This window comes from Flavobacterium adiutor (genome assembly GCF_048282555.1).
Lineage (GTDB): Bacteria > Bacteroidota > Bacteroidia > Flavobacteriales > Flavobacteriaceae > Flavobacterium.
Genome location: NZ_CP182487.1, coordinates 84,575 through 101,274, shown reverse-complemented (window position 1 = coordinate 101,274; position 16,700 = coordinate 84,575). Strand labels below are relative to the sequence as shown.

The window sequence follows — 16,700 nt, the reverse complement described above, 5'->3', positions numbered from 1 at the left end:
TGATTATTGATTTAATTGAATGGTATTGTTCATGAGTGACGATTTTTTAAGAACACTGTACATGCTTTGTTTTAAAAAAACTGTCTTTTTGTTTTTAGAAATTTTGCTGTTCGCATTGGATGCCGATAGAATATTACGGTCAAAAGTGTAAATAGATACGATACTGGCTTTTTCCAGATCTTGTTTTTTCTTTTCGTCTTTAATGAGTTTGTCTGGAATAGGATAGGAAGCCATTCTTTCGAAACTCTTCGAATCAGCAGCAAAATGGATCTGATTTTTTTGCTTGTTCAAAGTATTTACCACTTCGTTTAGTGCTTTCGGATTTTTATAATCTAATTTGATAATAAAAACATAACTGTCAAAATCGGTTTTGGTTGATACATTTGAAATTCCTTCAATTTTTGAGACTTTAGATTTAAATTCATCCAGTTTCTGACTAATTTCCTGTTCATTTGGAATTTTCACACCATCCACCTCTTCGAGCCAGATGGCTGATTTTGTTTTTAACCATGATTGTGAAAAGTCAACCATTAGTGTGTATTCGCCACTTTGGTCGTCGTGATGCTTAATTCTTTCTGTTATTTCAAAACAGCTTGTTAAAAGCAGGCAGCAGCATAATGCAAATATTTTCTTCATGCGGGAAATTTAAATTTCGAGAAACATTCCATAAGAAGATTCTTAATTGAAATTTTAAGAGCAGTACGAATTTAGATAATATTAACGAATTCTCATTCATCCTGAACTCTTTATTTGGACGTTTTTTAATTAACTTTGCGACATTTATTTTAAATTCATCTTTAAAATGAATACGAGCTCTTTACAGACAAATATTCGTTTTAGATTTTATAAAAAACACGCTATGTTCCCATTACAAAGAAACCGCCGTTTAAGAACCAATGAATCTATTCGTTCTTTAGTTCGTGAAACCAGTTTAAGTCCACAGGATTTTATGCTTCCAATGTTTGTGGCTGAAGGAAAAGATGTAAAAGTCGCTATTCCTTCCATGCCCGGAATTTACCGTCATTCATTGGATAACACCATCAAAGAAGTAAAAGAAGCCTGGAATTTAGGTATCAAAGCAGTTAATATTTATGTAAAAGTAAGTGAGAACCTTAAGGACAATAAAGGTGTCGAAGCCTGGAACAAAGACGGATTAATGCAGCAAACTATACGCGCTATTAAAGATGCGGTTCCTGAAATGATTGTAATGCCGGATGTTGCTTTAGACCCCTATTCCATTTACGGTCATGACGGAATTATAGAAAATGGCCAGTTAATCAATGATGCAACTGTTGACGCTTTGACAAGAATGAGCCTAAGCCATGCCGAGGCGGGAGCCGATTTTGTAGCACCCAGCGACATGATGGACGGAAGGGTTCTGGCTATCAGAAAAGCTCTGGAAGAAAATGGACATCATAATGTTGGGATTATGAGTTACAGTGCCAAATATGCTTCAGCATTTTACGGACCGTTTCGGGATGCATTAGATTCTGCTCCGGTAGATTCTCAAAATATCCCAAAAGACAAGAAAACTTACCAAATGGATTATGCTAACCGAATTGAAGGAATTCGTGAAGCATTATTAGACGTTGAAGAGGGTGCAGACATCGTAATGGTAAAACCCGGAATGGCCTATTTGGACATTGTCCGTGAGGTAAAAAATGCCGTTCATGTGCCGGTTGCGGTTTACCAGGTATCTGGTGAGTACGCTATGGTAAAGGCCGCAGCAGAAAAAGGATGGCTGGATCACGACAAAATTATGATAGAGCAACTTTATTGCATTAAGCGTGCTGGAGCTAATATCATCTCTACCTATTTCGCAAAAGAAGCTGCTGCAATTTTAAATAAATAACAATGAAAAAACTATTATTTCTAGCTGCCATTTTAGCTTTTGCATCATGCAAAAAAGAAAGTCAGGAACCATTTGGAAAAGCAACAGAAAACACAACAGAAACTTATTCTGAAGGAGAATCGGCAGAATTCAAAACACCTGAAGATTTAGGAAAAGAAGTTTTCGAAGGGAAAGGAAATTGTACTTCCTGCCATCAGCCTGACCAGAAAGTAATTGGCCCAAGTATCAGGGAAATTGCAAAGATTTATAAAGAAAAAAATGCCGACATCGTTACTTTTTTGAAAGGAAATGGAGAACCTATTGTCGATCCGGATCAGTTTGCTGTAATGAAAACCAATTTTCCGGTAACAAAGGCCATGTCTGATGAAGAATTGAAAGCTATCGAAGCTTATATTTACAGTCACTTGAAATAGTTATAAACAAAAACGGCACTAAGATTTAGCGCCGTTTTTGTTTTTTTTCCTTACCAAATTTTAACCCTCTTTTCTGGCTCAACATACATTTTATCTCCTTTTTTGATATCGAAAGCGTCATAAAAAGCATCAACATTCTGAATTGGAACAACAGCTCTATACATTCCCGGAGAATGAGGATCTGTTTTTACCTGATTTTTTATAGCTTCATCTCTTGATTTTGTTCTCCAGACAGTAGCCCAGGAAATAAAGAAACGCTGTTCTGGTGTAAACCCGTCAATGAGTCCTGGATTTCCATTTGCCTTTAAATACAATTGAAGACCATCATAAGCAGCGTTTATACCGCCTAAATCTCCAATGTTTTCACCTAAAGTAAATTTACCATCAACATGAATTCCCGGCAACGGCTCCAATGCACTATATTGATCTGCCAATGCATCTCCAAGGGCAGTAAATTGTTTCAAATCTTCAGGGGTCCACCAGTCAACAAGATTTCCCTCTGCATTGTATCGGGCTCCTGAATCATCAAAACCGTGTGAGATTTCATGACCTATAACAGCTCCTATTCCACCATAATTCACAGCTTCATCAGCCTGATAATTATAAAAGGGTGGTTGCAAAATAGCAGCTGGGAAAACAATTTCATTGTAAGAAGGATTATAATAAGCATTTACTGTCTGAGGAGACATTCCCCACTCTGACTTATCTACTGGTTTTTTTAATTTTTCAAGACCTTTATTAAAATTCCATTTAGCCAAATTTCTTGAATTTTCAAAGTAACTTCCTCCATCAACAACACCTTTTATTTCTAAAGCAGAGTAGTCTTTCCATTTATCAGGATATCCAACTTTTATGGTAATTTTATTGAGTTTTTCGATAGCTTTTATTTTAGTAGCGTCAGACATCCAGGACAAATTATTAATACGGTTCTGGTAAGCCAGAATGATATTGTGAATCATATCTGTTGCTTTTGCTTTTGCTTCGGCAGGAAATACTTTTTCTACATATAATTTACCAAGAGCTTCTCCAATACTTCGGTTTACAATTTGCAAAGCAATCTCTTCTCTGGGTAACTGTTTCAGGGCGCCTCTCAGGGTTTTACTGTAAAAATCAAAGTTTGCAGCTTCAATATCAGTAGTCAGATGCGATGTTGACCTATTTAATAAAGTCCATTTTAAATACTCTTTCCATTGTGAAACTTTATTTTCAGTAAAAACCTTTTGAAGTGCTTTCATGTAACGTGTTTCTGAAACCACAACTGTATCTAACTTTGCAAGACCAAGCCCGGTAAAATAAGCATCCCATTTAATAGCCGGAGTTAATTTTTGAAGATCTGCTACAGTCATCGGATTGTATTGTAAACGACTATCTCTGCTTTCGACACGGTCTAATCTTGGAGTAGATAAAGCTTTTTCTAATGCTACAATTTCTGATGCGCTTTGTTTTGCTTTTTCAGCAGATTCTCCAATAAACTGCATCATTCTTGCTACATGAAGTTCGTATTTAGCAAGTTTCTCTTTAGAATCTTTATCTTCAGCAGTATAATAATCTTTATCTGATAAACCTAATCGGCTAACGGCGAGAGTTACAGAATTTTTAGAACTGTTTTTTTCATCAGCTCCTATGTATATCTTGAAAAAGTCATTTCCTCCCTGAGGTTCCATTTCGACTAAATACTTTTGAAGATCAGCCAGACTTTTAATAGCATCTATTTTTTTCAGAAACGGCTTCAATGGCTCAATACCTCTTTTGTTTCTGCCAACAGTATCTAAAACTGTAGCGAATAAATTCACTGCCTTACCTTGATCTGTGTTCGATTTATACTTCGGGTTTTTTGATGCGCTTTTCAAAATTTCCATCGCATCTTTATCTGTTTTTTTTATTAATTCATTAAAACTTCCCCAAATAGTACGATCGCTCGGAATTTCGGTTTTATCCAGCCAGGTCCCATTTACATATTGAAAGAAATCCTGTTTTGGGCTAATTTCCTTTTTCATATAGGAAGTATTAATCCCGGGTTCTTTTTGTGTTGTGTTTTGAGCTCCTGCTGTTGCGAATGAAAGCATTGCAGAAAAAGCATAAAACATAGGCGTAGTAAGCACTTTTTTCATTTATATCTAGCTTTTTAGAGTTTCTGCAAACATATTGCTAATATCCGGATCCCTATGTTAAAAATTCGGCTAATAATTTATTAAAGATTGTTTTTCAATTAATTTACGCACCTATCTCTGGTCTAGATGTTAAAAAAAAGTATAACCAAACATTTTTAAAAAGCCCTTTTTGTATTTTTGCTCCAAATTCTTTTTATGAGAGCTCTCCTTTACAAATACCGAAAATTCTTCATCATTTTAGGCGTATTTTCGGCAATCACAATTACCTTATTTTATTTTGCTTTAAAGCCTCAAAAAACATTGCCAATATATAACCCGGCTGATGTAAATCCTGAATTAGTGGATTCTACAGTGCAATACAAAAGTAAATACCACACGATAGCTGATTTTTCTTTCGTTAACCAAAATGGTGATACGATTACTCAGAAAAATTATGAAGGAAAGATTTATGTTGCCGATTTCTTCTTTACAACCTGCGGATCCATCTGTCCAAAGATGACGACCAATCTTGCTGATGTTCAAAAAGCCGTTTTAAATAATCCCAAAGTAATGCTGCTTTCGCATACCGTTTTTCCTGAAACAGACAGTATTCCGGTTCTAAAAGCCTATGCTATAAAACACGGTGTCGTTGACAGCAAATGGAATCTGGTTACAGGCGATAAAAAAGAAATTTACACAATGGCCAGAAAATCATATCTGGCAGTAAAACTTGGAAGACCAGATCAGCTTTATGATATGGTTCATACCGAAAATTTTGTCCTGGTAGATCAAAAACGACGCGTTCGCGGGTTTTATGATGGAACAGACAAAGAAGATATTAAACGTCTTTTAGAAGATATTGATTTCTTGTGTAAAGAATAAAACCCTTATTTTTAGAAACATTTAGCATATTCAGCTGTATTAAATTCCCTTAAATAAAGAATTATTGCCTATTTTTGCAATCTAAATTCAATCTAAATAAGCTTGCAAAACACGATCCACACCCTGAAAAAAGGCGAGAAAGCCATTATCAAAGATTTCGATATAGATTTGATTCCTCTAAAATTATTAGAGATGGGTTGTTTACCGGGCAGCCTGGTCGAATTACTTCAAATTGCTCCTTTTGGAGATCCATTATATTTAGATATTAATGGCTCGCATGTAGCAATCCGTGTTGAAACCGCTCGTGAAATTGAAGTTGAACTTATCAAAAACAATTTATAATGAGCGTTCAGAATATTAATGTTGCCCTTATCGGGAATCCAAATACAGGAAAGACTTCCGTTTTTAATCAGCTTACGGGTTTAAATCAACAGGTGGGAAACTATCCGGGAATTACTGTTGAGAAAAAAATGGGCTTCTGCAAACTTCCCCATAACATCAAAGCCAATATTCTGGATTTACCCGGAACGTACAGCCTCAATGCCAGTTCAATGGATGAAAGTGTGGTGATTGAACTTTTGCTGAACAAAAACGATAAATTATATCCCGATGTTGCAGTCGTAGTTACCGATGTTGAAAACCTGAAACGAAATTTACTGATTTACACTCAGATAAAAGATCTTGAAATTCCAACAATCCTGGTCATCAATATGTCGGATCGTATGAAAAGTAAAGGTATCACACTTGATATTCCGTATTTAGAAGAAAAACTGAAAACTAAAATTGCATTGGTCAGCTCACGCAAAGGTTTAGGAATAAGTGAGCTAAAAGAATTAATTGTTTCTTATAAAACGATTCCGAATGAACCTTGTTTGAATGCTTCGGTTATTGATGAGGTATATTTCGAAAAGTTACAGCATGCATTTCCGAATCAGTTATTATACAAACTGTGGCTGGTGATTACTCAGGATGTAAATTTTTCGAATTTAGACCGAAATGAAATCCGAAGTACTTTTACCAAATCACATTCCGAACTAAAACGTCTTCAGCAAAAAGAGACTATCAAACGTTATCAGTTTATCAATGATGTTTTAAAAGAAGGCTTAAAAGTAGATGCTTCGATGGCAAAAGATGTCAGGGCAAAACTGGATCGTGTACTGACCCATAAAGTCTGGGGTTATGCTATTTTCTTTGCGATTTTATTTTTAATCTTCCAGTCGATATTTAGCTGGTCAACAATTCCAATGGATTTTATTGACAGTACATTTGCTTCTTTAAGCAGCTGGGTTGCCGAAGAACTGCCTAGCGGTATCTTAACTGATTTGCTTTCACAGGGAATCATTCCTGGAATTGGTGGAGTCATTATTTTTATTCCGCAGATTGCTTTTCTGTTTCTTTTTATTTCAATTCTCGAAGAAAGCGGTTACATGAGCCGTGTGGTATTCCTGATGGACAAAATCATGCGCAGATTTGGTTTATCAGGAAAAAGCGTTGTACCCTTGATTTCAGGAACAGCCTGCGCTATTCCCGCTATCATGGCTACCCGTAATATTGAAAACTGGAAAGAGCGTTTAATCACCATTTTAGTTACGCCTTTTACAACCTGCTCAGCCAGATTACCCGTCTATGCGATTATCATTTCATTAGTAATTCCAAAACAACGTGTTTTAGGCATACTGAATCTTCAGGGGCTATCACTGATGTTACTGTATTTATTAGGATTTGGAACTGCAATCCTGTCTGCTTATATTCTGAATAAAGTTTTAAAACTGGAATCCAAAACCTATTTCGTTGTCGAAATGCCTAGTTATAAATTACCGCTTTTCAAGAACGTTGGAATCAATGTTGTAGAAAAAACCAAAGCATTTATTGTTGGAGCGGGTAAAATCATTCTTGCAATATCAGTTATTTTATGGTTTTTAGCCTCGTACGGACCCGGAAAAGAATTTAATGAGGCAGAAGCCATCGTAAAAGAAAGATTTGTCAATACAACCCTGACAGAAACTCAATTTGAAAACGAAGTAGCTTCTCAAAAACTGGAGAATTCCTATATAGGATTAATGGGAAGGGCTATCGAACCTGTCATTCAGCCTTTAGGTTACGACTGGAAAATCGGGATTGCTTTAATCAGTTCGTTTGCAGCACGTGAGGTTTTCGTGGGAACTCTGGCGACCATTTACAGTGTTGGCGACACAGATAATGAGTCAACTATAAAAAGTAAAATGCAGGCAGAAGTACGTTCTGATACCGGAGAAAAAGTCTTTAATTTTGCAACCGGAATCTCATTACTGCTTTTTTATGCTTTTGCCATGCAGTGTGCAAGCACACTGGCCATCACAAAGAAAGAAACAAACTCCTGGAAATGGCCGGCAATTCAGTTAGGCTTTATGAGTGCATTTGCTTATCTGACTGCCTTAATTGCCTATCAAATTTTAAAATAATGAGTCATGATTCAGAAAATTATAGCTTTTGCCATATTGGGTTTTGCGGTTGTTTTTTTGATTAAAAAATTCTTCTGGAAACCTAAAAAGAAAAAAAACTGCGGTGACGGTAATTGTGGCTGCAACTGATTTTTATTATTTCACAGAGATTCACTAAATAACACAAAGCTTCACAGAGATTTTTAAATTTCTTTGTGAAGCTTTGTGATTTTTTTTGTGTGACTTTGCGGAATAAATTTACTTAATCCCCTCCCATTCTGAATAAAACTGAGCCAGGAAGGTTTCCATAAAACGATGCCTTTCTTCTGCGATTTGTTTTCCGGTTAATGTATTCATTTTATCTTTTAAAAGCAAAAGCTTTTCGTAAAAATGATTTATCGTAGGCGCATTATTATTTTTGTATTCTTCTTTAGTCATATTGGTTACAGGTACAATTTCAGGATCATATAATGCCCTGTTTTTAAATCCTCCATAGTTGAATGCCCTGGCAACGCCAATAGCACCAATAGCGTCCAAACGATCCGCATCCTGAACAATATCTAATTCGACAGAAGAGAAGTTATTTGCAAAATTTCCGCCTTTGTACGAGATATTTTCAATGATATTGACAACATGCCGAACAATATCCTCCTTTACATTTTCTGATTCTAAAAACAAACGTGCCGTTTTAGGACCAATGGTTTCATCCCCGTTATGAAATTTGCTGTCGGCGATATCATGAAGCAAGGCCCCTAACTGAACTATAGTTAAATTACAATCCGTATTTCCGGCAATCAAAAGAGCATTTTTATATACCCGTTCTATATGAAACCAGTCATGTCCTCCTTCAGCATTATTAAGTTTTTCTTTTACAAATTGAATTGTTTTGTGTATTAAAGCTGAATTATTCATAGTATTTGAAGCTTAACTTTATGTTTTCTTTTTAATTTTAAAAAGGAATCTTTTGGTTAAATTGTAATTGCTCTTTATTTAAAAAATCGAGATCCAAATATTAAAAAAATGTTGATTATCAAAGATTTAAAAATCTCAACAATCAACATTTTTAATGGTCTATATTCTAAACGCAACAAAATTGCGTTTTTAAAAATATAAGCTTTTTATAGTAAGTTACAATCTTGCCGGTTCAACCCATTTGAAAATATGTGACTCTTTTGGGATGACAATTCTTTCAGAGATTCTTGCCATACGAGCCGGAAGTTTCATTAAGTACTCACGAGCTTTTTCTGCTTCATCTGTTAAATTAGAAATCTTATCAATTTCCCACTTATCAATTAATTTCTGAAGTATTTCAACATAATCCGCTGCAGTGTAAACTCCGATACGCTGAGCAGAATCTGAAAATTGTTCGAAAGCTGAACTAATCTTTTGACCTGATTCTCTTAAGAAATGTGCAGGCATAACGATTTTTTGTTTCATCATGTATTGAAATGCCAGCATCATTTCGCTTGGATCAACCTGAAAAATACGGTTGACAAACTCGCTATAGGCATGATGATGACGCATTTCGTCGCCAGCAATCATTTTACACATTTTAGATAACTTTTTATCGCCAAAATTTTTAGCTATTTGAGATACCCTGTTGTGGGAAACATACGTTGCTAATTCCTGAAAACTAGTGTAAACAAAGTTTTTATAAGGATCTCTTCCTGTTCCGATATCAAAACCATCGTTGATCAAATGTTGTGTTGTCATTTCGATTTCACGCATGTTCACACGACCTGACAAATACAGGTATTTATTTAGCAAATCACCATGACGGTTTTCTTCGCCGGTCCATTGCTTTACCCATTTTGCCCAACCATTTCCCCCATTTTCAACCTGATCGACCTGATCAACTCCCTCTACATCCATGAGCCAGGATTCATACGTTGGCAATGCTTCTTCAGTGATTGTATCTCCTACAAGCGTTACCCAGAAATCATACGGAAGTTCTTTGGCAATTTCACGCAGTTCTTTTACCTCCTCAAAGAAGTTATCTCCCTGAGAATTAGGCAGAAAATCTGTTGGTTGCCAAATTTTTTCAACCGGAATTAAATACTGTTCAACGAAGCTTTCCACGTTTTTTTCCAAAAACTGCATCACTTCTAATCTAATGTTTTTTATAGACATTACTTTATTAAAATTTGGATTTAAGCTTTAGTTAAAAACTTAAATCTGTTTATACTCATTAACTCCCTCTTTTACTGATTTTTCAGTAATCTCCATCAATTCTTCAAATTTATAATCTTTAACTGCCATTGCCTGATGAACAGTAAAAGTTAAATGGTTTCCTAACCCAACCGGAAACATTCCGTAACGAACCATTTTCCATGAATTATTAATACTAACCGGCACTACATACGCAGAAGGCGCGTATTTGCATAAAATTTTTAAACCGCTTTGCGCAAATTCTTTAGGTATTCCGGTTTTGCTGCGTGTTCCTTCAGGAAAAATAACAGCAGATCTGGTATTCTTTTCGATATATTCAGACAAGCCTTTGATTACAGGAATCGCTTGTTTAGGGTCTTTACGGTCAATTAGCACTGATCCTCCGTGTTTCAGGTTATAAGAAACACTCGGTATTCCGCTGCCTAACTCTTTCTTACTTACAAATTTACAATGAAAACGTCTAAAGTACCAAATCATTGCCACGATATCATACATACTTTGGTGATTGGCTACAAAAATAATCGGAGCGCCTTTCGGGATTGTATCTACGCCTGTAACTTTATAAGTCGTCCCTACAAGATTGGTACATCTTAAAAGACTAAAATTCAAATAATCAACACTTTTTTTGTGAGCCTGATAACCAAAAAGATTAAGGCAAATCCATTGTATCGGATGAAAAATCACCAAACACAATCCAAAACATAAATAATAAATTACGGAGATTGGATATGAAATTATCTTTTGCATGCTTAAAAATTAAACGCCAAAAGTAGTAAATATATCTTTAGTGGTATAAAATTTGAAAACATTAACCATTTTTATGGTTTAATTGTACCTTTGCTCCCTGAAATTGCAAATTTTTTCTGAATTAAATGAACTTCACTTACCCTAAAAATGAACGCTTAAAGAGCAAAACCACCATTGGATTACTGTTTTCTGAAGGAAAATCGGTTTCAAAATACCCGTTGCGTTTGGTTTACTGTCAGGCAGAAGAAAATTCAGAACAAAAAATTAAAATTGGGGTTTCGGTTTCAAAGAAATATTTCAAAAAAGCTGTTGATCGTAATTACTTTAAACGGGTTTTAAGAGAAACCTACCGGCTAAATAAACATTTGCTTTGGGATAATGTGCATCAGCCTTATTCACTGATGTTTTTTTACCAGACAAAAGAACAATTAACTTACGAAGAAATTAATACCAAAACGGTTCAGCTGTTTGAGAAATTTATTCAGCAGATAAATAAAACTCCAGATTCTGAGAACAAAACAGAAATCTAAATCTTCAAACATAACTTTGTATATCAAATTAGATAAAGAATTATAAAAAAATTGTAGTTTTAACTCTAAATTGGAACTTTATGAGATATATTTTCTGTTTTTTCTTTTTTGGATTATTTTTTTCTAACTGCGCAAAAAACAGTGAAGAAAATGGGACTGCTGATATGGCAGTCACCTCAGTAAAATTACCTGCAAAAGTGGAATCAATATCAGGAACAGATATAAATTTTCCACAAAAAATCATCAAAAATGCTTCTCTTCGATTTGAAACTAATGATTTAGAAAAGACTTTTAATGAGATACAAACTGCAATCAAAGAAAACAAGGGAAATGTTCAAAACGATTATCAGGAAAAGAATTATCACAACATCAGCAGAAATATAACAGTTCGCGTTCCAAGCCAGAACTTTGATTCTTTTTTAAAGGCCATATCAGAAGGTGTTTCTTATTTTGATGAGAAAAACATCTCTTCTCAAAATGTTACAGAAGAATTTATTGACTTAAATTCAAGACTAAATACAAAACGAAAACTTGAAAATCGTTATTTGGAAATATTACAAAAAGCCAATAAAATAAGCGAAATCCTGGAAATTGAAAAACAAATTTCAGCTATTCGAGAAGAAATTGAAGCCAAAGAAGGACGATTGAAATATTTAGAAAACAGAGTCTCAGAAAGCACTTTTACGATTAACTTTTACAAAACTATTGCTGAGAAAGAAGGTGTAAAAATTTCGTACGGTTCTAAAATCTGGACCGCTATTAAATCAGGATTTTTTAGTCTCTCAGAGTTTTTAATATCAATCATTAGTCTTTGGCCATTTATTATCCTATTCGTTGTTCTGGTATATTTTATTAGAAAACGATTTAAAAGAAAAAAAGCATAAATCATGTACCCTTATTTTAAAAAGAAATTCATCATACCAGCCGCTGCTGCTGGATTTTTATTTGTTGGAGCCAGTTTCAAAGATGATTTCTTTGAGATAGCCAAACAAATAGAAATCTTTACCACTTTATTCAAAGCCGTTAATACCAATTATGTCGATGAAACCAATCCGGGTGACCTGATGGACAAGGGTATTAAAAGCATGTTGGGAAGTTTAGATCCTTATACTGTTTATTTTAATGAACAGGATGTGGTTAATTTTAAAATCAACAATACTGGTGAATATACAGGCATTGGTGCAATGATTGCCCGTAAAAAAGATCGTTTAATTGTTCGTGAACCATACAAAGGTTATCCCGCAGATAAAGCCGGATTAAAAGCGGGCGACGAAATTATTCAGATTGGAGATGTTTTGATTGCTGATTTTAAGGACGATGCTTCACAATTACTGAAGGGAACAAAAAACACTAAAATCAAAATAAAATACCTGCGTCAGGGAAAAACCTATACTACTGATCTGATTTTGGATGAAGTGGATATTAAATCGGTTCCGTTCTTTGGAAAAATTGATGATAAAACCGGATATATCGTTTTGTCTCATTTTAGCAGAAAAGCAGCCTTTGAAGTAAAGGAAGCTCTTGAAAAACTTAAAAGTGACGGCGCAACACAGCTTGTATTGGACTTAAGAGGAAATCCAGGCGGATTGTTAAACGAAGCCATTGATATCTGTAATTTATTTGTTCCAAAAAATGAAGTGATCGTAACAACAAAATCCAGAATAGAAAAACATAACAATACCTACAAAACGACTAAAGAACCAATAGATACACAGATTCCGCTGGCTATTTTGGTAAATGGAAAAAGTGCTTCGGCATCAGAAATTGTTTCGGGTGCTTTGCAGGATCTGGATCGAGCAGTGATTTTGGGAAGCCGCAGTTTTGGAAAAGGTTTGGTGCAACGCACAGTTGAATTAACGTACGGAACACAGTTAAAAGTAACGATTTCGCGTTATTACACTCCTTCCGGACGTTGTATTCAGGCATTAGATTATGCGCATAAAGATAAAAACGGAGTGGCTCAAAAAACCGATTCTAAAAACTTCAATGCTTTTAAAACCAGAAAAGGGAGAATCGTTTATGATGGCGGAGGTGTTTTGCCGGATATTGAACTGGATGAAGCCAAAATGAGTCCAATTACAAATGCGCTATTAAAAAATGACGGGATTTTTGATTATGCCACTAATTACTATTATAAAAACCCAAATTTGGGAGATAAAATTCCAACCATCACAGATGCTGATTATACTGCTTTCAAGCAATATTTAAAAGTCAACAAGTTTACTTTCGATACGGAAACCGAACTGGCGTTGAAAAATACTTTGGCTGCAGCTAAAAATGAAGAAATAGACGAAGCAATTGTTATCGAATACAAGCAGTTATTAAATGCACTTGAAAAAAGTGAAACTACACTATTAGACAAAAACCAAAAGGAAATTAAAAACCTGATTTTGGAGGAACTCATCAAAAGATACCAATATCAGGAAGGATTATATCAATATTACCTTAAAAACAATTCAGAAATTAAAAAAGCGGTGGCCGTCTTGAACAATCAAACTGAGTATAAAACAATTTTAAAAATGTAACAAAATGAAACTTTGCAGCTCCGTATTTCTGTTATTTATTTACAATTTATGGGCGCAGCAAAAACCTATCGAAACCGTTTATTTTGATTTTGACAAATATATACTTAACAGTCAGCAAATCAAAACCATCTCTGATTTTGCAAAAAATATAGACACTGCAAAAATAGAATCAGTTCAAATTTACGGTTATTGCGATGATCGTGGCACAGATGAATACAATTACCGTTTATCAAGGGAGCGCGTTAATACCGTTCAGAAAATATTGGTTTCTACAGGATTTAACAAAAGCAAAATAATCATTCTTGAAGGAAAAGGACGAGTAATAATCAGGAGTGATACTGTTGAAAACCTACATGAAACCAGGTCTAAAAACCGAAGGGTCGATTTGATAGCCGTTAAAAAAAACAGTTACGGAAAAGGAATTCGTAATTCATTACAAAGTGAATTAGACGTTGGTGATAAAATTTTACTGGAAAACATATTGTTCGATCTTGGGAGTTCAAAACTAACGTACAATTCTAAAAAAGAATTAGATAAAATTGCTACCATTCTGCAATCCAAAAAAAACATTCAGTTTGAAATCAGAGGTCATGTGTGCTGTACTCCTGAAATGTACACAGACGGAATAGACCAGGAAAATAACGAAAGAAGACTTTCCTGGAACCGTGCCAAAACCGTGTTTTTCTATTTGGCATCAAAAAAAATATCCAAAAGCCGTATGACTTACCAAGGCTGTGGAAACAAATATCCTCTTGGAAAGGGTGATAATTTAGATCGCCGTGTTGAATTTAAAATTACTAAAATTTAGTTTAACTGCATCTCAATATGCGGAATATCATCCTCAAGATACATTTCACTCGTTTGCACGAACCCGTGGCTTTCGTAGAATTTTTTCAGATATAACTGTGCACCAATTGTAATTTTATCTTTTCCAAAATTGTACTTTATGGCTGCAATTGCTTCTCTCATTAAATCATGCCCCCATTTTCTGTCACGATAATCTGCATCTATTACGACCCTGCCAATTGAAGCATTATCAAAACTAATCCCTGCATCAAATAAGCGCACATAGGCAACAATTTTATCATCATATTCGCCAATTAAGTGTAAGGCTTTCTCGTCTTTACCGTCGAGATCTAAATAAACGCAATTTTGTTCTACTACAAATATTTCACTTCTTAGTTTCAACAAATCATATAGCTCATGAACAGTTAATGCCTCAAAAGGCTTTATTTTCCATTTTAATTCCATTGCGTATTATTTATTACTTATTCTAATTAGAAAGAGCCAAATTAATTTAAAAAAACTGAAACAGAAAGAATAATTCGTTTCAAAAAAATCCCGATTACATGAAGCAATCGGGAAATTATTTAGTTATTTAAAGGTATATGATTCAGACTATTTCTTCTTCATAATGATTTCCATGCTTTTATATTCCTTGCCATTTTTTGTATCGTACATTTCCATTTTTCGGGTTGTTGCGTCCAAAATAGTATAAACTTCCCGATATGGTGTTTTTTTTCCGTTTAACGGATTTACCATATCGCCTTTAAGTTCCATACTTTTTGTTTTGTCATCATATTTGCCTGAGGCAATCATCATGCCTGTTCCCATATTATCAATAAAAGTAGTGGTGTATTCTTTACTTGCATTATTATAGGCTAATGTAGATTTTCCTTCAAATGGTTGTCCCATTATGGTTCCCTGATAACTAGCTTCCTGATAACGACCTCCAAGAATCATCTTTATATTAGCGGTTGAACTTGCCTTTTCAGGTTTACCTCCTTCTTCTTCCCAAAAAGTCATATCACAGTTCCATGTTCCGGTTTCATCTGACATCATTTTATGCGGAGAACCTGGAGTAGCATAATCCATCCAGGCTTTCATTTGTGCAGCAGAATCTAAAGGTTTTTCAGCAATTGAATCTTCTGTTTTTATACTATCAGCAGGATTAGTGGTTTCTGATTCTGTTTTTATTTCTTTTTTACAGGAAGAAAAACAAAAAACTAACATCAATAATTTTATAGATAAATTTTTCATAATTAACTGGTTAAATGTTCGTTACAACCAAAATTACGAAAAATAAAATTTATCTCTTCTCTATTCTGACTGATTTTATAATGGCTTCTAATTCTAACATTAAATCCCGTTCCTGATTTGAAGGTGAATAACAAAAGCCCTCAATAACCAAAATACGATTGTAAGCTTCATCAAGTATAGCATAATTAATGAAAGGTCCAGTCATGAAATCGTTTTTTAATTCCCAGGTTCCTTTGGTTTCAAAAGTTTTTTTGCCATTTAATGTTGTTAACGAAAAATAAGGTGCATAGTCTTCGCCCGTAATCATATGCGTATTGGGTTCCCGCCCTTTAATATAATGCCCTACAGAGTCACGCATTCTGATAATATTCCCTACAACGTCAAGATTCTTAGTAAGTCCTTTTAACGGAATCTGATAAATAAGCAGACTTGTGTTACCACTAATGATTTCTTTTTTAAGCCAGATGAAATTTTTCTTGTGCAGCATATATTCATATCCAACCGGGATTTGAAGATCAATACGAAATTTATTTTTGATAACAGCAGGATTCAAAAGTGATTTGCTGTTTTCCTGCTGTAATTTCTTAATCTCTGTTTCCCGAATTGTCCGAATGATTTCCGGAGAATTCAATTCGATACTGCAAATGAGGTCTTCAATAGATTTTCCGTAGATCCTAAAAGTGTTGTAAGGCAAAGTTTTATTGCTGGTTTTAACCTCAAATTTCTCTACCGTTGACTTTTTAACTATAATAATACTTCGGCTATCAGTAACAAAACCTTCAAGGAGTTTTGCCGGATATTGGTTAATTGTAAACAAGGGTTCTTCTTGTGTAAGGCCTAAAACCGGTGAAGCAAATTTATTTCGAATGCTGTCACCAACTTCACCATACCACAACTGATCGTCAATAATGATAGAAATTGTATTGGTTTTTCCTGGTTTTGGCTTTTCCTGGTTTTCGTTTTTTTGAAAACAGGAAACCAGTAAAACGGAAACTAGCAGAAACAAAAAATGGGTTTTATTCATTTTTATAC

18 protein-coding genes are annotated in these 16,700 nt (G+C 34.7%); 10 read left to right on the top strand and 8 right to left on the bottom strand.

From position 1 onward, the window contains the following. Positions 1 to 3: 3 nt before the first annotated feature. Positions 4 to 636, bottom strand: a complete 633-nt coding sequence (locus ACNC7R_RS00310) for a hypothetical protein (RefSeq protein WP_417939003.1) — start codon at positions 634 to 636, stop codon at positions 4 to 6. Between the two features lie 223 nt (positions 637 to 859). On the opposite strand from ACNC7R_RS00310, the gene hemB reads away from it, so the two are divergent. Together hemB and ACNC7R_RS00300 are read left to right on the top strand one after the other, a co-directional pair. Beyond that, the gene (hemB, locus tag ACNC7R_RS00305; protein ID WP_417939002.1) at positions 860 to 1,852 is read left to right on the top strand and encodes a porphobilinogen synthase; all 993 of its coding nucleotides are present in this window, start codon (positions 860 to 862) and stop codon (positions 1,850 to 1,852) included. A gap of 2 nt (positions 1,853 to 1,854) precedes the next feature. Continuing rightward, the gene (locus ACNC7R_RS00300; RefSeq protein WP_417939001.1) at positions 1,855 to 2,265 is read left to right on the top strand and encodes a c-type cytochrome; all 411 of its coding nucleotides are present in this window, start codon (positions 1,855 to 1,857) and stop codon (positions 2,263 to 2,265) included. Between the two features lie 50 nt (positions 2,266 to 2,315). On the opposite strand, the gene ACNC7R_RS00295 is transcribed toward ACNC7R_RS00300, so the two are convergent. Next, positions 2,316 to 4,376 carry a M13 family metallopeptidase gene (locus tag ACNC7R_RS00295; protein WP_417939000.1) on the bottom strand — a complete coding sequence of 687 codons (2,061 nt, stop codon included), beginning with the start codon at positions 4,374 to 4,376 and terminating at the stop codon, positions 2,316 to 2,318. Between the two features lie 195 nt (positions 4,377 to 4,571). Between ACNC7R_RS00295 and ACNC7R_RS00290 the strand changes: the two genes are divergently transcribed. From ACNC7R_RS00290 to ACNC7R_RS00275, 4 genes are all read left to right on the top strand, one after another. Beyond that, a complete protein-coding gene (locus ACNC7R_RS00290) occupies positions 4,572 to 5,237 on the top strand; it encodes an SCO family protein (protein WP_417938999.1) in 666 nt (221 codons plus the stop codon). A gap of 102 nt (positions 5,238 to 5,339) precedes the next feature. Beyond that, positions 5,340 to 5,579: a FeoA family protein gene (locus tag ACNC7R_RS00285; protein WP_025572482.1), complete on the top strand. Its 240-nt coding sequence runs from the start codon at positions 5,340 to 5,342 to the stop codon at positions 5,577 to 5,579. Then, positions 5,579 to 7,678 (top strand): ferrous iron transport protein B, encoded by a 2,100-nt coding sequence (gene feoB / locus ACNC7R_RS00280; protein ID WP_417938998.1) that lies wholly within the window; start codon positions 5,579 to 5,581, stop codon positions 7,676 to 7,678. Before ACNC7R_RS00285 ends, feoB begins: the two co-directional genes overlap by 1 nt. A gap of 6 nt (positions 7,679 to 7,684) precedes the next feature. Beyond that, positions 7,685 to 7,807 carry a FeoB-associated Cys-rich membrane protein gene (locus tag ACNC7R_RS00275; protein ID WP_417938997.1) on the top strand — a complete coding sequence of 41 codons (123 nt, stop codon included), beginning with the start codon at positions 7,685 to 7,687 and terminating at the stop codon, positions 7,805 to 7,807. A 108-nt stretch (positions 7,808 to 7,915) separates the two neighbouring features. On the opposite strand, the gene ACNC7R_RS00270 is transcribed toward ACNC7R_RS00275, so the two are convergent. The 3 genes from ACNC7R_RS00270 to ACNC7R_RS00260 all read right to left on the bottom strand — a co-directional run bounded on the left by ACNC7R_RS00270 (position 7,916) and on the right by ACNC7R_RS00260 (position 10,573). Beyond that, a complete protein-coding gene (locus ACNC7R_RS00270; protein WP_417938996.1) occupies positions 7,916 to 8,569 on the bottom strand; it encodes an HD domain-containing protein in 654 nt (217 codons plus the stop codon). Positions 8,570 to 8,785: 216 nt separating this feature from the next. Continuing rightward, positions 8,786 to 9,787: an acyl-ACP desaturase gene (locus tag ACNC7R_RS00265; RefSeq protein WP_417938995.1), complete on the bottom strand. Its 1,002-nt coding sequence runs from the start codon at positions 9,785 to 9,787 to the stop codon at positions 8,786 to 8,788. Positions 9,788 to 9,826: 39 nt separating this feature from the next. Beyond that, the gene (locus ACNC7R_RS00260; protein ID WP_417938994.1) at positions 9,827 to 10,573 is read right to left on the bottom strand and encodes a lysophospholipid acyltransferase family protein; all 747 of its coding nucleotides are present in this window, start codon (positions 10,571 to 10,573) and stop codon (positions 9,827 to 9,829) included. Positions 10,574 to 10,698: 125 nt separating this feature from the next. On the opposite strand from ACNC7R_RS00260, the gene rnpA reads away from it, so the two are divergent. From rnpA to ACNC7R_RS00240, 4 genes are all read left to right on the top strand, one after another. Next, positions 10,699 to 11,103 carry a ribonuclease P protein component gene (rnpA, locus tag ACNC7R_RS00255; RefSeq protein ID WP_417938993.1) on the top strand — a complete coding sequence of 135 codons (405 nt, stop codon included), beginning with the start codon at positions 10,699 to 10,701 and terminating at the stop codon, positions 11,101 to 11,103. A gap of 80 nt (positions 11,104 to 11,183) precedes the next feature. Beyond that, a complete protein-coding gene (locus ACNC7R_RS00250; RefSeq protein ID WP_417938992.1) occupies positions 11,184 to 11,987 on the top strand; it encodes a DUF4349 domain-containing protein in 804 nt (267 codons plus the stop codon). Between the two features lie 3 nt (positions 11,988 to 11,990). After that, positions 11,991 to 13,628, top strand: a complete 1,638-nt coding sequence (locus ACNC7R_RS00245) for a S41 family peptidase (protein ID WP_417938991.1) — start codon at positions 11,991 to 11,993, stop codon at positions 13,626 to 13,628. A gap of 4 nt (positions 13,629 to 13,632) precedes the next feature. Then, positions 13,633 to 14,436: an OmpA family protein gene (locus ACNC7R_RS00240; RefSeq protein ID WP_417938990.1), complete on the top strand. Its 804-nt coding sequence runs from the start codon at positions 13,633 to 13,635 to the stop codon at positions 14,434 to 14,436. On the opposite strand, the gene ACNC7R_RS00235 is transcribed toward ACNC7R_RS00240, so the two are convergent. From ACNC7R_RS00235 to ACNC7R_RS00225, 3 genes are all read right to left on the bottom strand, one after another. Beyond that, the gene (locus ACNC7R_RS00235; RefSeq protein ID WP_417938989.1) at positions 14,433 to 14,879 is read right to left on the bottom strand and encodes a GNAT family N-acetyltransferase; all 447 of its coding nucleotides are present in this window, start codon (positions 14,877 to 14,879) and stop codon (positions 14,433 to 14,435) included. The two genes, ACNC7R_RS00240 and ACNC7R_RS00235, sit on opposite strands and share 4 nt — an antisense overlap. Positions 14,880 to 15,026: 147 nt before the next feature. Further along, positions 15,027 to 15,668, bottom strand: coding sequence for a DUF1579 domain-containing protein (locus ACNC7R_RS00230; RefSeq protein ID WP_417938988.1), 642 nt, complete (start codon positions 15,666 to 15,668; stop codon positions 15,027 to 15,029). 49 nt (positions 15,669 to 15,717) lie between these two features. Then, on the bottom strand, positions 15,718 to 16,692 hold the full coding sequence (locus ACNC7R_RS00225) for a DUF4837 family protein (protein WP_417938987.1): 975 nt from the start codon (positions 16,690 to 16,692) through the stop codon (positions 15,718 to 15,720). Positions 16,693 to 16,700 lie beyond the last annotated feature (8 nt).

What these genes read in the sequence shown, in the direction of transcription:
- ACNC7R_RS00310 (WP_417939003.1), bottom strand. Translation starts at nt 636, where the DNA reads ATGAAGAAAATATTTGCATTATGCTGCTGCCTGCTTTTAACAAGCTGT.
- hemB (WP_417939002.1), top strand. Translation starts at nt 860, where the DNA reads ATGTTCCCATTACAAAGAAACCGCCGTTTAAGAACCAATGAATCTATT.
- ACNC7R_RS00300 (WP_417939001.1), top strand. Translation starts at nt 1,855, where the DNA reads ATGAAAAAACTATTATTTCTAGCTGCCATTTTAGCTTTTGCATCATGC.
- ACNC7R_RS00295 (WP_417939000.1), bottom strand. Translation starts at nt 4,376, where the DNA reads ATGAAAAAAGTGCTTACTACGCCTATGTTTTATGCTTTTTCTGCAATG.
- ACNC7R_RS00290 (WP_417938999.1), top strand. Translation starts at nt 4,572, where the DNA reads ATGAGAGCTCTCCTTTACAAATACCGAAAATTCTTCATCATTTTAGGC.
- feoB (WP_417938998.1), top strand. Translation starts at nt 5,579, where the DNA reads ATGAGCGTTCAGAATATTAATGTTGCCCTTATCGGGAATCCAAATACA.
- ACNC7R_RS00275 (WP_417938997.1), top strand. Translation starts at nt 7,685, where the DNA reads ATGATTCAGAAAATTATAGCTTTTGCCATATTGGGTTTTGCGGTTGTT.
- ACNC7R_RS00270 (WP_417938996.1), bottom strand. Translation starts at nt 8,569, where the DNA reads ATGAATAATTCAGCTTTAATACACAAAACAATTCAATTTGTAAAAGAA.
- ACNC7R_RS00265 (WP_417938995.1), bottom strand. Translation starts at nt 9,787, where the DNA reads ATGTCTATAAAAAACATTAGATTAGAAGTGATGCAGTTTTTGGAAAAA.
- ACNC7R_RS00260 (WP_417938994.1), bottom strand. Translation starts at nt 10,573, where the DNA reads ATGCAAAAGATAATTTCATATCCAATCTCCGTAATTTATTATTTATGT.
- rnpA (WP_417938993.1), top strand. Translation starts at nt 10,699, where the DNA reads ATGAACTTCACTTACCCTAAAAATGAACGCTTAAAGAGCAAAACCACC.
- ACNC7R_RS00250 (WP_417938992.1), top strand. Translation starts at nt 11,184, where the DNA reads ATGAGATATATTTTCTGTTTTTTCTTTTTTGGATTATTTTTTTCTAAC.
- ACNC7R_RS00245 (WP_417938991.1), top strand. Translation starts at nt 11,991, where the DNA reads ATGTACCCTTATTTTAAAAAGAAATTCATCATACCAGCCGCTGCTGCT.
- ACNC7R_RS00240 (WP_417938990.1), top strand. Translation starts at nt 13,633, where the DNA reads ATGAAACTTTGCAGCTCCGTATTTCTGTTATTTATTTACAATTTATGG.
- ACNC7R_RS00235 (WP_417938989.1), bottom strand. Translation starts at nt 14,879, where the DNA reads ATGGAATTAAAATGGAAAATAAAGCCTTTTGAGGCATTAACTGTTCAT.
- ACNC7R_RS00230 (WP_417938988.1), bottom strand. Translation starts at nt 15,668, where the DNA reads ATGAAAAATTTATCTATAAAATTATTGATGTTAGTTTTTTGTTTTTCT.
- ACNC7R_RS00225 (WP_417938987.1), bottom strand. Translation starts at nt 16,692, where the DNA reads ATGAATAAAACCCATTTTTTGTTTCTGCTAGTTTCCGTTTTACTGGTT.